Raw genomic sequence first — 15,668 nt, forward strand, 5'->3', positions numbered from 1 at the left:
TTAATTTCCTCCTTTCACAGTTTTCTTTTTACCAAAGAAATCTGTAATTTCACGGGTACCCATTAAGCCCTGTGGACGGTAAAGCATAACAACAACCAATACGATACTGTAAATAATCATTCGAGTTTCAGGATATTGCTGTAAGTACGTAGAAATAATAGTCAAAAGAATGGCCGCAATTACAGAACCAGACATACTTCCAAGTCCGCCTAATACAACAAAGATTAAAATATCAAATGATTTTAAGAAACCAAAGTTGGTTGGCTGGATAATGTAAAAGTTATGCGAAAATAATCCGCCGGCAATTCCGGCGAAAAAGGAACCAATTGCGAATGCCGCGACTTTATAAAATGTTGTATTAATCCCCATTGCGTCTGCCGCAATTTCATTTTCCCTAATGGCAATACATGCTCTTCCATGCCGCGAGTTCGTGAAATTGGATATAACAAGAATGGTAATAACAAGACAGACAAATGCACTTGTCCATGTCGTCTTATTGGAAACCATCATTCCAGCAGCGCCGCCAACATACTCAATATTTAAAAATACTATTCTGATAATTTCACCGAATCCGAGAGTAGCGATAGCCAGATAATCCCCTCGCAGTCTCAAGGTTGGAATCCCTACTAAAAGACCAGCAATCGCTGCTACAATTGCTCCAATAATAATGGCTAGAACGAAAGGCAATTCAAATTTCATCGTAATAATTGCTGACACATATGCCCCAATTGCAAGGAATCCAGCATGTCCAATTGAAAATTGTCCGGTAATCCCAATAACCAGGTGAAGACTGACCGCTAAGATGATGTTAATAATCATTAGAATCATCATATTGCTATAAAATGCGTTTAATATACCTGTTTGAATTAAGCCTTGGCCAATTCCATAAATTAGTACTGCTAAAATGAGAAATAGCCAGAATTTATTTACCTTTTTCATCTGTCTATCTCACCTACACTTTCTCTCTTGTATTTTTTCCAAAGATGCCTGAAGGTCTAAAAATTAAAATTAGGATTAAGATAATAAATGCTGCTGCGTCTCTCCATAGGGAGAATCCCATTGCACTTACCACTGACTCTACAACACCAAGAATAAGACCGCCAACCATGGCTCCAGGGATAATTCCGATTCCACCTAAAACAGCAGCTACGAATGCCTTTAATCCAGGGATGATCCCCATTAATGGCTCAATCTTCGTATAATAAACACCAAAGATAACACCAGCAGCCCCTGCCAGTGCAGACCCTATCGCAAAGGTATAAGAGATGGTTCGGTCTACGTTTATACCCATTAAGCGGGCAGCGTCCATATCGTGTGAAACCGCACGCATTGCTTTACCAATTTTCGTACGATGAACGATAAATTGTAAAATAATCATCAGGCCGACAGATACTCCCAAGATGAATAAGGATTGACTGCTGATTTGTGCACCGAATAGATTAAAACTTGTGCTTGGTAAGACATTGTCAGGATACGCTTCTGGTTGCGCCCCACGTGCATATATCACTCCGTACTCAATTAAAAGCGACATTCCTATTGCGGTTATTAAGGCCGCAATTCTAGTTGCATTTCTTAGACGTTTGTAGGCGATTCTTTCAATTAGTACTCCAAATACCGCACAAAACGTCATTGACAGTAATAATGCTGGAAAGAATCCTAGACCCCATCCCTTAATCGCATAAAACCCGACAAACGCACCTACCATAAAAACATCACCATGGGCGAAGTTAATTAATTTTATAATTCCATAAACCATGGTATAGCCTAATGCGATTAAGGCATAGATGCTACCGAGTGATATTCCGTTAATCAATTGTTGTAACCACTCCATTGTTCTCACTCCTATTTTTTCCATAATTAACTCTTTACATAAGTAAAATGGAAGGATTATCCTTCCATTTTACTAAACTAGTACTTTTAAGGATTTACTTTTGTGTTAAATACTTGTTTGCCATCTTTATATTCTAAGATAGTAGCAGTTTTAATTGGATGATGGTTTTCATCAATCGTTACTACACCTGTAACAAGGCTTAAATCTTTTGTTTTCGCTAATTCTGCCTGAATCTTACTTGAATCAGTGCTGCCAGCACGCTTAATCGCATCTGCTAAAAAGTAAACTGTGTCATAACCAAGTGCATTAAAGGCATTAGGCGCTTCACCATTGTTCTGTTCTTTAAAGGTGGAAACAAACTTTTGAACCTTTTCATCTGGATCTTCAGATGAGTAATGGTTGATTAGATAAGTATTATTTAATGCTTCTGCTCCAGCTAAATCAACTAACTTAGGAGAATCCCAGCCATCTGCACCCACTAATGGAACATCGATTCCTAATTCACGAGCTTGCTTTACAATTAATCCAACTTCTTCATAATAACCAGGGATGAAGATGAAAGAAGGATTTTTTGCTTTGATTCTAGTTAACGTTGCACGGAAATCTGTATCTTTTGCTACATATGCTTCTTCTGCTACAATTTTTCCACCTGCTGCTTCAAAAGTTTCTTTGAATGCGTTAGATAAACCTTTTGCATAATCGCTTGAGTTGTCAGCAAAAATCGCTGCGTCTTTAATTTTTAATGTATCTAAGGCAAAGTTTGCAGCTACTGTACCTTGGAAAGGATCAATGAAAGAAGTACGGAAAACAAATTCTCTTACTTTCCCTTTTTCATCAACAGTTACTGTCGGGCTTGTACCACCTGGTGCAATTAAAACAGTTTTCGTATCATTTGCAATTTGAGCTTGAGCTACTGTATTACCGCTTGTTGCTGCACCAATGACAGCTGTTACCTTGTCTTGGCTTGTTAACTTAATAATTCCATTTGTAGCCTCAGCTGCTTCTGATTTATTATCAACTTTCACAACATCAAACTTTTTACCATCAACACCGCCATTTTCATTGATTTCTTCAACAGCCATTTCAATCCCTTTTGCCATTGATTCACCATATGACGCAACGTTCCCTGAAAGCTCTAAGTTAATTCCTAATTTAATGGTATCTGAATTACCTCCTTCTGAACTTTCTTTCGCTCCTCCTGCACATCCAGCTAATACTCCAGCAAAGATGGTAGAAGCCATAAACACACTTGCTAATTTCTTATTCATGAGTGTTTCCTCCTTTGATTGAATTTTCAGATACTAAGAATCGTAAATTAGTATCCTTATTGCCCCCATGAGATTTGTTTATAGGCTAAATTAATTAACATTAGTTATTGTAGTACTTTTTTCATTGTTAGTCTAGTATATTATTTCAATATTTCAGAACTTTTTATTTTTTGTAAATATTGAAGCGCTTTCTTGTTGTTGTAAGGCTTTTTCAAAGTAAATTTATGATGGTTTCGGATTTGTATTTTAATGATATTAATAAAAGCTTATAAAAAATACTATTCCAAATAATGTATTTATAATAGATATATTTTCCTAATATATACTTTTATTACCATCCTCATCTGGCGAAGGAAACTAATTTTTTTGGATTCTTTTAGGTGATTAAAATAATTGAAAAAGCAATAATAATTTGCAAAAACAAACTCTTTGAAAAATTAATTGTCTAACCTAGAGTAACATTTGGACAGCTATCCTTATTTTTGGGCTTGCCCTGTCCTAATAAAACCAACATTAAGACAGTTTCCCTTTTTGGATAATCCTTGTCCCAATGACTCTACAATGTACTCTGTTAATATCATTACTCTAAAATTTTACGTTTTCCCACCATATTTCCGAAAAAATCCTTCAAAAAAAAGAAAGAAGACAAATTTCGTCTTCTTTCTTCCTGACTCAGATGTATCCTTTACCACCTATGGGCCTTTGCGTTTGATCTCGCGATAATATTATGTTGAGAAATTTTTGTGTGCCCATTTACCTGAGAACTAGCACGCTTCGGCCGGGTCCAATTATTGAAGAACTTTTGAGAATGTGGATCCAAATGATCTCGAGTACTCACAATAAATCACCTCAATAGTTAGGATTGGGATACTCTGAAACGCGATATTACAGGAATATCATTAATAGTATTTGATGTTACAGTATAAAAATACATATCATTTAGCAACTCCACCATATGGTCACTACTTGAAAATAAGAGTGTTCTTAAGACACAAAAAAAAGATAACCCAATTAGGTTATCTTCCTGCTTGCCTGGCAACGTCCTACTCTCACAGGGACAAAGTCCCAACTACCATCGGCGCTGAGAAGCTTAACTTCCGTGTTCGGTATGGGAACGGGTGTGACCTTCTCGCCAATGCTGCCAGACTATTTAGTTTGAGGTTTCATTCCCTCAAAACTAGATAATCAGAAGAAGTTTGTAAAACGAGTTCACCTTAATATTGTCCAGCTTCGGCTCCTAACTTCTCGGCCGTTTCGATCCGTCCCTACAAATCCAAAACCGGGATTTGCAGTGCCGGCTCTCCAACGTCTGTCGAAGTTGACCAGTCGCCTCCGCTTTTCTATTTGGTTAAGTCCTCGAACGATTAGTATCAGTCAGCTCCACACGTTACCGCGCTTCCACCTCTGACCTATCAACCTGATCATCTTTCAGGGTTCTTACTAGCTTGACGCTATGGGAAATCTCATCTTGAGGGGGGCTTCATGCTTAGATGCTTTCAGCACTTATCCCGTCCGCACATAGCTACCCAGCGATGCCTTTGGCAAGACAACTGGTACACCAGCGGTGCGTCCATCCCGGTCCTCTCGTACTAAGGACAGCTCCTCTCAAATTTCCTGCGCCCACGACGGATAGGGACCGAACTGTCTCACGACGTTCTGAACCCAGCTCGCGTACCGCTTTAATGGGCGAACAGCCCAACCCTTGGGACCGACTACAGCCCCAGGATGCGATGAGCCGACATCGAGGTGCCAAACCTCCCCGTCGATGTGGACTCTTGGGGGAGATAAGCCTGTTATCCCCGGGGTAGCTTTTATCCGTTGAGCGATGGCCCTTCCATGCGGAACCACCGGATCACTAAGCCCGACTTTCGTCCCTGCTCGACTTGTAGGTCTCGCAGTCAAGCTCCCTTGTGCCTTTACACTCTGCGAATGATTTCCAACCATTCTGAGGGAACCTTTGGGCGCCTCCGTTACTCTTTAGGAGGCGACCGCCCCAGTCAAACTGCCCACCTGACACTGTCTCCCACCCCGATCAGGGGTGTGGGTTAGAATTTCAATACAGCCAGGGTAGTATCCCACCGACGCCTCCACCGAAGCTGGCGCTCCGGTTTCTCAGGCTCCTACCTATCCTGTACAAGCTGTACCAAAATTCAATATCAGGCTACAGTAAAGCTCCACGGGGTCTTTCCGTCCTGTCGCGGGTAACCTGCATCTTCACAGGTACTATAATTTCACCGAGTCTCTCGTTGAGACAGTGCCCAGATCGTTACGCCTTTCGTGCGGGTCGGAACTTACCCGACAAGGAATTTCGCTACCTTAGGACCGTTATAGTTACGGCCGCCGTTTACTGGGGCTTCGATTCAGAGCTTCGCTTAGCAGCTAACCCCTCCTCTTAACCTTCCAGCACCGGGCAGGCGTCAGCCCCTATACTTCGCCTTGCGGCTTCGCAGAGACCTGTGTTTTTGCTAAACAGTCGCCTGGGCCTATTCACTGCGGCTCTTCGAGGCTATTCACCTCAAAAAGCACCCCTTCTCCCGAAGTTACGGGGTCATTTTGCCGAGTTCCTTAACGAGAGTTCTCTCGCTCACCTTAGGATTCTCTCCTCGCCTACCTGTGTCGGTTTGCGGTACGGGCACCTTTTATCTCGCTAGAGGCTTTTCTTGGCAGTGTGGAATCAGGAACTTCGGTACTATATTTCCCTCGGCATCACAGCTCAGCCTTAAGGTGAACGGATTTTCCTATTCACCAGCCTAACTGCTTACACGCACATATCCAACAGTGCGCTTACCCTATCCTCCTGCGTCCCCCCATCACTCAAACGATAAAGAGGTGGTACAGGAATATCAACCTGTTGTCCATCGCCTACGCCTTTCGGCCTCGGCTTAGGTCCCGACTAACCCTGAGAGGACGAGCCTTCCTCAGGAAACCTTAGGCATACGGTGGATGGGATTCTCACCCATCTTTCGCTACTCATACCGGCATTCTCACTTCTAAGCGCTCCACCAGTCCTTACGGTCTAGCTTCAACGCCCTTAGAACGCTCTCCTACCACTGACACCATATGGTGTCAATCCACAGCTTCGGTGTTACGTTTAGCCCCGGTACATTTTCGGCGCAGAGTCACTCGACCAGTGAGCTATTACGCACTCTTTAAATGGTGGCTGCTTCTAAGCCAACATCCTGGTTGTCTAAGCAACTCCACATCCTTTTCCACTTAACGTAAACTTTGGGACCTTAGCTGGTGGTCTGGGCTGTTTCCCTTTTGACTACGGATCTTATCACTCGCAGTCTGACTCCCACGGATAAGTCTTTGGCATTCGGAGTTTGTCTGAATTCGGTAACCCGATGAGGGCCCCTAGTCCAAACAGTGCTCTACCTCCAAGACTCTTACAACGTGAGGCTAGCCCTAAAGCTATTTCGGAGAGAACCAGCTATCTCCAAGTTCGATTGGAATTTCTCCGCTACCCACACCTCATCCCCGCACTTTTCAACGTGCGTGGGTTCGGGCCTCCATCCAGTGTTACCTGGACTTCACCCTGGACATGGGTAGATCACCTGGTTTCGGGTCTACGACCACATACTCATTCGCCCTATTCAGACTCGCTTTCGCTGCGGCTCCGTCTCTTCAACTTAACCTTGCATGGGATCGTAACTCGCCGGTTCATTCTACAAAAGGCACGCCATCACCCATGAACGGGCTCTGACTACTTGTAGGCACACGGTTTCAGGATCTCTTTCACTCCCCTTCCGGGGTGCTTTTCACCTTTCCCTCACGGTACTGGTTCACTATCGGTCACTAGGGAGTATTTAGCCTTGGGAGATGGTCCTCCCAGCTTCCGACCGGATTTCACGTGTCCGGCCGTACTCAGGATCCACTCAGGAGGGAACGAAGTTTCAACTACAGGGTTTTTACCTTCTATGACGGACCTTTCCAGGTCGCTTCATCTACCCCGTTCCTTTGTAACTCCATGTTGAGTGTCCTACAACCCCAAGAGGCAAGCCTCTTGGTTTGGGCTATGTCCCGTTTCGCTCGCCGCTACTCAGGGAATCGCGTTTGCTTTCTCTTCCTCCGGGTACTTAGATGTTTCAGTTCCCCGGGTCTGCCTTCAATACCCTATGTATTCAGGTAAAGATACTGCTCCATTACGAGCAGTGGGTTCCCCCATTCGGAAATCTCCGGATCAAAGCTTACTTACAGCTCCCCGAAGCATATCGGTGTTAGTCCCGTCCTTCATCGGCTCCTAGTGCCAAGGCATCCACCGTGCGCCCTTTCTAACTTAACCTAAATGGTTATACTCTTAAATGAATAAGAGAGAAAAACTAATGTGGCGATTCTCGGTTTTACTTTGACTTCTTCTTACGATTATCTAGTTTTCAAGGAACGAGGCTACTGATTTCAATCACATCGTGATTAAACTTCAGAGATTTACATCATGCTGCCTTGCGACGAGCTGAAGGATTACATCCTCGAATAAGCTGTGGCGCAGGAGCAATTTATATTGAGAGAAATTGCACTCTCAAAACTAAACAAACAAGTAACGGTCAACTTCTTATCAGTCCGATAGGACTGCATTATCCTTAGAAAGGAGGTGATCCAGCCGCACCTTCCGATACGGCTACCTTGTTACGACTTCACCCCAATCATCTGTCCCACCTTAGGCGGCTGGCTCCTTGCGGTTACCCCACCGACTTCGGGTGTTACAAACTCTCGTGGTGTGACGGGCGGTGTGTACAAGGCCCGGGAACGTATTCACCGCGGCATGCTGATCCGCGATTACTAGCGATTCCGGCTTCATGCAGGCGAGTTGCAGCCTGCAATCCGAACTGAGAATGGTTTTATGGGATTGGCTAAACCTCGCGGTCTTGCAGCCCTTTGTACCATCCATTGTAGCACGTGTGTAGCCCAGGTCATAAGGGGCATGATGATTTGACGTCATCCCCACCTTCCTCCGGTTTGTCACCGGCAGTCACCTTAGAGTGCCCAACTGAATGCTGGCAACTAAGATCAAGGGTTGCGCTCGTTGCGGGACTTAACCCAACATCTCACGACACGAGCTGACGACAACCATGCACCACCTGTCACTCTGTCCCCCGAAGGGGAAAGTCCTATCTCTAGGAGTGTCAGAGGATGTCAAGACCTGGTAAGGTTCTTCGCGTTGCTTCGAATTAAACCACATGCTCCACCGCTTGTGCGGGCCCCCGTCAATTCCTTTGAGTTTCAGCCTTGCGGCCGTACTCCCCAGGCGGAGTGCTTAATGCGTTAGCTGCAGCACTAAAGGGCGGAAACCCTCTAACACTTAGCACTCATCGTTTACGGCGTGGACTACCAGGGTATCTAATCCTGTTTGCTCCCCACGCTTTCGCGCCTCAGCGTCAGTTACAGACCAGAAAGCCGCCTTCGCCACTGGTGTTCCTCCACATCTCTACGCATTTCACCGCTACACGTGGAATTCCGCTTTCCTCTTCTGTACTCAAGTCCCCCAGTTTCCAATGACCCTCCACGGTTGAGCCGTGGGCTTTCACATCAGACTTAAAGGACCGCCTGCGCGCGCTTTACGCCCAATAATTCCGGACAACGCTTGCCACCTACGTATTACCGCGGCTGCTGGCACGTAGTTAGCCGTGGCTTTCTGGTTAGGTACCGTCAAGGTACCGGCAGTTACTCCGGTACTTGTTCTTCCCTAACAACAGAGCTTTACGACCCGAAGGCCTTCATCGCTCACGCGGCGTTGCTCCGTCAGACTTTCGTCCATTGCGGAAGATTCCCTACTGCTGCCTCCCGTAGGAGTCTGGGCCGTGTCTCAGTCCCAGTGTGGCCGATCACCCTCTCAGGTCGGCTACGCATCGTCGCCTTGGTGAGCCGTTACCTCACCAACTAGCTAATGCGCCGCGGGCCCATCTGTAAGTGTCAGCCGAAACCGACTTTCAGCTTTTCCTCATGAGAGGAAAAGGATTATCCGGTATTAGCTCCGGTTTCCCGAAGTTATCCCAGTCTTACAGGCAGGTTGCCCACGTGTTACTCACCCGTCCGCCGCTAATCAAGAGGTGCAAGCACCTCTTGATTCGCTCGACTTGCATGTATTAGGCACGCCGCCAGCGTTCGTCCTGAGCCAGGATCAAACTCTCCAAGAAAGTTGATATAGCTCATTTTGTTACGTTGGCTAGTTTCTATAGAAGAAACTAATAATTTTTGTTGACGTTCTTGTTTGTTTAGTTTTCAAAGAACAATGTGTCATTTGTATTTAGCGACAAAAAATATCTTATCATATCCTCTTCACTTGAGTCAACATTATTTTTATTCATCATGTTGTTAATCACTCTGCAAAAGAACCTTTCATTTTTATTAAATAATTTTAATAAAAAATTAACCCGAACTAAAACTAGATGTTTAGATGTTTTAGCGAGTTAGGAATTACATCATAACATCCTAGATACAGCTGTTCAATATGTAGTTTTTTCCATTTTCGCCTGAACAAACACCCAAGGCTCTCTATTACAAATGACATGCACTGGATAATAAATTTATATGAAAAACAACTGATAAGATTTCGAGAATGACCTCATTTCTGATTTAGTATAGTAAGCTTATTCATTGTCTTAATTTCAAAATTCCATTGTTATTTAGTCGCGAACTTGGACTTGGCCGTTGTATGCTGTATCCTATCCCACCGATTATGCTAACATATATAAGGAAAAGAACTCAGGAATCGGGTTATTGCTACGATTATTTCAGACTTTGTCAGCACCGTATGTGGATTTCAACAACACTTAATACGATTGTAAGCTCCCGATTTACTAATTTCTTTAACGCAGCCTAATCCGAATTCGTCTTAGCCCTCTATTCCCAGAGAAGAAGATTATAGGTAAGATTAAGGATTATAGCGATGAGGCTACTGTGTAATTTGTATTAAAAAATAACAAAAGTGTTCCATCTTCACAGAACACTTTTGTTATTCAATATTATTTAAATGTTATTTACTGGTTCTTTCTTTGTTAATATAACGTCTCCAGCAAGAAACTTGTGGACTCTTCTACTAACAGTTATTCCATTTTCAATTGCACCATCGATAAAACCAGCCCAGCCGTTCGCATAAGTTGTGCCGCCTAGGAAAACTGTATTTTCAGGTGTATTCCACTCCTTATGATAGTTTGTTAACTGGTTAGGCTTTAACATCGGCCAAGTTTCTCTTGAGAACTCGTCGTTCACCCAGTCATGGCCCGTACTTTCCACCACTTCAATGTCTGGAATCCAATGCTTTAACGCATTCTCCACCGCGATTTTATTGTTCGGATCAAGGATTGCAGCATTTGGCCCAAAACCTACCACAATGCTATCGCCATCAATAAACCGGTCTAAATGAACAGAATTCAGTGGATAGCTTCCTGGTGCAAGGGCGTCAAATGGTGCTAACTTCCCTTTTACACGTGCCCATACCTTAACTCCTTTAGAGGTTTGTCCTTCCTTCGAGGAAGCCTGTTTTTCTAAAGAAAGTACAGGACAGAATTCAATATGTTGCAGTGTTGTCAGGGGAACTGTTACAATCACAGCTTTTCCACTATAATAAGAACCATCTGCTGAAATGACTTCTACAGAGTCCTTGTTGTGTTCGATCCTTTTTACAATGGTAGAGAGTTTAATCTCAGCGCCTGCATCTTTAGCAATTGCATTTATCAGTGCTGAAGTTCCATCTCTTAAACGGTAGGTTGAAACCATTGCGCTATGGGTTTCCCAGTTCCCTTGAGAAAACGCCCACCAGCGAAGAATTTGCGTTGCTGCACCCTCTTCAGGTGCTCCGCAGAAGTCGGATGCAACCCAGCCATGAACAATATCATATTCCTCTTTCGTTAGTCCAGAATCTTTAATAAATTGATCAGCTGTCTTTCCATCTATTTCTCTAAACTGGTCAGAATCCAAAGGCCGGAAAGGCTGTGGCAGATACTTATTACCCTCTTTTAATAATTTTTCAATCGCATTTCTGAGTTTATTTCTAAATTCTATAACAGGAGCAGAATAAGTTTTTCCATCCGCTATCCAATAAACCTTCTCCGAACTCGGACCTGTTATCAGCTCTAAACCATATCGAGTGATTTCTGTCCAAACATGCGGTTGATGCCAATGAACATAAGTACCACCCATTTCCAGCTGAGAATCTAAGCGATGGTCAACCCATGTACGGCCTCCAATTCGACCTCGCGCCTCTAAAACCAGAACCTTGTGTCCTAACAACCGCAGCTCCCTTGCAGCCGTTAAACCAGTAAAGCCTCCGCCAACAATAATGACATCATAGCCTTTAGAAACAACCATTATATTCTCCTCCTAGAACTGGAACTTTCTAGATTTCTTCCGTTTCAATCCTAGCTGCCTGGGTATCAATTGGAAGTTCAATATTTTTTCTTTTATACTTCAAGTAATAATAGAGATAGCACGCTGCAATAAAACCAAATCCCCAATAAAGTGAGGTACGCTGTGTTTCGTCATAAAAAGTGAAGGCAAAGATGAACAAGCACATCGCTATACATACTATTGGAACCAACGGGTAGAGAGGGACTCTATATTTTAAATCTTCAACTTTACCGCCATTTTTAATATACTGTCTCCTAAAGCCAATTTGGGCAACAGCAATCGCAAGCCATGTCAACGTCCCGCCAATACCGCTAATTGATAGCAAAACAACAAAAAGAGTATCTTCCGCTACAACACTTGTAAGCAATGAAAGTAATGCGAAACATAGCGTTAATAATAACGCGTATGAAGGAACTCCACTTTTGTTTAATTTAGCAAAGATTTTAGGAGCCATCCCACTTTCAGCAAGGGAATACATCACGCGGGTACATGCGAATAATCCCGTATTACCAACCGAAAGAATGGCAGTAAGTATGACAAAGTTCATGATGTCCGCGGCAAATGGAATTCCTACCATTTCAAAAACTGTCACAAATGGACTTTCTAGTACGCCAGCCTCTTGATATGGAACAATAGCAGATAAAACAAAAATGGCTAAAACATAGAATAATAGTATTCTGAAAACGATTGTTCGAATGGCCTTTGGAATATTCTTTTCTGGTTCTTCTGTCTCTCCCGCTGCTACCCCCATGATTTCAGAACCTTGGAAAGCAAAGACAACGGTCATCATTGAGATAAAAATTCCAACCATCCCGGCCGGAAACAATCCATCTCCGATGAAATTGGAAAGATAAGGTGTCGGTTCACTTTTTAAATCAATAACACCAAAAATGGCAGCAGAACCAATCACGATAAATAGAATCACAGCCAGCACTTTAATTCCTGCAAACCAATATTCTGTCTCGGCAAACACCTTTGCGGTCAGTGAATTGATGGAAAAAAGCAAAACAACGAAAATTGCACACCAAATCCAAGTTGGTACATCTGGAAACCATCTTTTCATTAGCAGACCCGCAGCAATAAACTCAAGCCCTACATACATTGCCCAGCTTAGCCAGTAGACCCAGCCAACAACGAAGCCGGTTGCCGGACCAATAAATTTTGTTGCATGAGCTTGGAACGAGCCGGAAACAGGCATGACAACAGATAATTCTCCCAAGCAAACCATTGATAAATACATAATCAAACCGCCGAATAAATAGGCCATAATCGCACCCAATGGGCCCGCTTCTCCGATTGCATAACCAGAACCCAAAAATAGACCAGTTCCAATGACTCCCCCTAACGAAATCATAAATAAATGCCTGCTTTTCATCTGCCTCTTTAATTGAGGTTGGCTCTCTTGGTTAACTGCCATTAAAATTTCACCCATCTTCCATAAAATTTTCCAGACACTTAGGAAGCGCTTACACAACGGTGTTAAAAAGTGAGATAGCAGACTATCTCCTATAAAGCTGAGGTTGTTTTTGCATTTGGTAATGGCAGTACAGCTTCTAAATCCTTTTGGATTAATAAATGAAATTGATGGACTAAGTTTTCTGTAAGAGAAAATCGCCCTTGAGTATATACACCTGTTTCGATTCCTTTTTGAACGATCTCGCAAATGTCAAGATCCTCTTTCCTTACAAGATCATCCATTGCAAGTAACTCCTTCTCCTCTTCGGTTACTTCATCAGTCATAAAAAAGGTAGTATAAACATATTTAGTTGTTTTATGATCAATCGGAATCGATTGGTGGATAGAAAGATTGGCAGGACCTGGATCGAAGGAGAACCATGTATTAGGATAAAGCCAGTAGTAACGTCCTCCCTGCCCCAAACCAAAGTCATTTGTTTTACCTTTTAGCGGAGTTCCTTGATACGAATAGTAATCATACATTGCCATTTCGTATTGCTTCATATCAAGCTTTGAAACCAGTGTCTTATGAACAATCGAGCAATGGTCACATTCAAGATAGTTATCAATACCGATCTTCCAGTTTGAATGACAGATTGTTTCCTTCACACGTACCCTCTTTAATTTACTAAGGTCATATTTTGCAACGTGCTGAAATAAGTCTGGAAATTGCTCAGTCATAGAATGGGCTTCAGGGTCTAAATTCACAAATACAAATGATTCCACCACCTCTAGCTGGATGTTTTTTAAACAAAAATCTTGATGGTCAAAATTATCACAGCCTCCCATATTTGGTGCTCTTAGAAGTGAACCGTCATTACGGAATGTCCAGGCATGATAGGGACAGGTGAAAACAGACTTATTCCCCTCGCCTTCCACAAGCTTTGCTGCACGATGGGTACAAACATTATAAAAAGCACGTAATTCACCATCGTTTCCATAACTGACAATAATAGGGCGATCAGCTATGTCGGTCGTAATATAATCTCCATGCTTCTTAAACTGACTCATATGCCCGACATATTGCCAGGTTTTAGCAAAAATTTCTCTTTTCTCAACTTCGAGAACTTCTGGCTTTGTATAGAGCCATGACGGTAAAGTATGTGCTTCACTTAGTTTCTCACTAACTCTTACTTCCCCTATATTCATACACTTAACCACCTTTTTATTTTGGAATTCATCTAAAAATCGTAATCATGGTGATAATAAATTAATTGTAAATTATAAATTTTCTGAATCATATGTGCATATTAAACGAAAATAATAATCCTGTTGAATAATTTTTTGTTGCTTTTCACTAAAGTAAATTAAGGTCACCATGATCTAGAATAAGCAAACAAAAAAATATAAGCTCCTCCTACAAATTAGTAGAAGGAGCTTTAAAAATATATTATACATTAACTGGAGACTTTTCCTTTTTCTCGATTTCAGTAATAATAATTTCCCGTTTCGCCATTTCTTTTATATACTCCTTACCAGGCACAATTAGTTCGGGTGGGTAAACTCCTTTTTTAGAAATGGTACCGCTTCCAATCATTTGCGCAACCACTGAAATCGTGTTAGCTGTAGCACGTGCCATGGCAGTAACATTATTGATACGGTCTTTTACCGTTGTCATTTCATATTCAAAAGTCGTTTTCTCACCATTTTTCTCCCCTGAAACAATCACTCGGAGCAGGACTGCATCATCTTTGTCTTTTAAATCCACAATTGGGTCAAGAACCTTCAATAATACTTCCCTCGGATTGACCTTTTGTCCTTTCACTTCCACTTCGTAGTCATTACGGGTAAGGTTAAGGTCAACTAGTAATTGAAATTTCGCTGCATGTCCAGGATATCGGATTGTTTTGTATTCCAGCGTATCTAAATTTGGATAGGAATAAGATAATGTTGAGGTTCCTCCTGAAGTATGAAATGCTTCAAGTGGACCGAACTTTTCAAAATAAATCTTCTCTACTTCTGAAAGTGACGGTACTTCTTGTTTTACACCATTTCGAATAATCAATGAAGGATCAGTATAATGGTCAAATAATCCTTCCATGGAAAAAACATGATTATATTCAAGCGGTGCCTCAGGTTTAACTGGTATCCCGCCAACATACATTTTAATAGATTCAGTCTTGTCTAGCTTACTTGCCCCATATCCGGCTAGTATATTTATCATCCCTGGAGCAACTCCTAAATCCGGGATAATCGTAGAATGAGCAGCCGCTGCTTCTTCTTTCAGCTCTAATACTTTATCAGTAATATGACCAATATGGCCGCCAAGATCAACAACACCTACTCCTGTTTCAATGCCTGCCTTTGCCACAATTTCATTGAACGAATAAAAAAGTGCATTGATAACAACATCATATTGACCAATAAACTTTATAAGCTCCTCACGATTGCCAGCATCGACACAAAATGCCTGAATCTTTTCCGATTGTAATTGACGGCACACTTCCTGCGCACGTACTAAATCTATATCAGCGAGCCCTACTGTCTGAACTCCTTCACTTTTTACTAAATCACGTGCTGCTTCTTTTCCCATTAATCCAGATCCTAATACTGCTACTTTCATAGTACCCCTCATTTCATTTTTTAATAGATTCACCTTCTAATGTATTTCCTTTAATAACTTTATTTTAAATTAATAATTTTCTAAATTGTATGTACGATTTAACCAAAAATAAATATAATAAAAAGATAACTATTTGTATTATTTTACTAATAGGACAAATTTTTAACTGAAAAATGAATAGTATTTTGTATGACATTAAGGCTGAGTG

Annotated in this window: 8 protein-coding genes and 3 rRNA genes; all 11 read right to left on the bottom strand. The window is 42.2% G+C overall.

What is annotated here, in order from left to right:
• Positions 1 to 939, bottom strand: coding sequence for a branched-chain amino acid ABC transporter permease (locus tag QNH29_RS18475; RefSeq protein WP_283860834.1), 939 nt, complete (start codon positions 937 to 939; stop codon positions 1 to 3).
• Positions 940 to 952: 13 nt separating this feature from the next.
• A complete protein-coding gene (locus QNH29_RS18480; RefSeq protein WP_283860835.1) occupies positions 953 to 1,831 on the bottom strand; it encodes a branched-chain amino acid ABC transporter permease in 879 nt (292 codons plus the stop codon).
• A gap of 86 nt (positions 1,832 to 1,917) precedes the next feature.
• The gene (locus tag QNH29_RS18485) at positions 1,918 to 3,099 is read right to left on the bottom strand and encodes an ABC transporter substrate-binding protein (RefSeq protein ID WP_283860836.1); all 1,182 of its coding nucleotides are present in this window, start codon (positions 3,097 to 3,099) and stop codon (positions 1,918 to 1,920) included.
• Between the two features lie 685 nt (positions 3,100 to 3,784).
• Positions 3,785 to 3,937 carry a YpzG family protein gene (locus QNH29_RS18490; RefSeq protein ID WP_283860837.1) on the bottom strand — a complete coding sequence of 51 codons (153 nt, stop codon included), beginning with the start codon at positions 3,935 to 3,937 and terminating at the stop codon, positions 3,785 to 3,787.
• A gap of 192 nt (positions 3,938 to 4,129) precedes the next feature.
• Positions 4,130 to 4,245: ribosomal RNA gene (gene rrf, locus QNH29_RS18495) — 5S ribosomal RNA — on the bottom strand.
• 198 nt (positions 4,246 to 4,443) lie between these two features.
• A 23S ribosomal RNA gene (locus QNH29_RS18500) occupies positions 4,444 to 7,381 on the bottom strand.
• A 299-nt stretch (positions 7,382 to 7,680) separates the two neighbouring features.
• A 16S ribosomal RNA gene (locus QNH29_RS18505) occupies positions 7,681 to 9,230 on the bottom strand.
• The 16S, 23S and 5S rRNA genes sit together here, the layout of an rRNA operon.
• A gap of 832 nt (positions 9,231 to 10,062) precedes the next feature.
• The gene (locus tag QNH29_RS18510) at positions 10,063 to 11,403 is read right to left on the bottom strand and encodes a flavin monoamine oxidase family protein (protein WP_283860838.1); all 1,341 of its coding nucleotides are present in this window, start codon (positions 11,401 to 11,403) and stop codon (positions 10,063 to 10,065) included.
• A gap of 28 nt (positions 11,404 to 11,431) precedes the next feature.
• On the bottom strand, positions 11,432 to 12,859 hold the full coding sequence (locus QNH29_RS18515) for an amino acid permease (RefSeq protein WP_283860839.1): 1,428 nt from the start codon (positions 12,857 to 12,859) through the stop codon (positions 11,432 to 11,434).
• Positions 12,860 to 12,948: 89 nt separating this feature from the next.
• Positions 12,949 to 14,046 (bottom strand): aromatic ring-hydroxylating oxygenase subunit alpha, encoded by a 1,098-nt coding sequence (locus QNH29_RS18520; protein WP_283860840.1) that lies wholly within the window; start codon positions 14,044 to 14,046, stop codon positions 12,949 to 12,951.
• A 241-nt stretch (positions 14,047 to 14,287) separates the two neighbouring features.
• Positions 14,288 to 15,460: a saccharopine dehydrogenase family protein gene (locus tag QNH29_RS18525; RefSeq protein ID WP_283860841.1), complete on the bottom strand. Its 1,173-nt coding sequence runs from the start codon at positions 15,458 to 15,460 to the stop codon at positions 14,288 to 14,290.
• Positions 15,461 to 15,668 lie beyond the last annotated feature (208 nt).

It is taken from the genome of Neobacillus sp. DY30 (assembly GCF_030123065.1).
GTDB lineage: Bacteria > Bacillota > Bacilli > Bacillales > Cytobacillaceae > Neobacillus.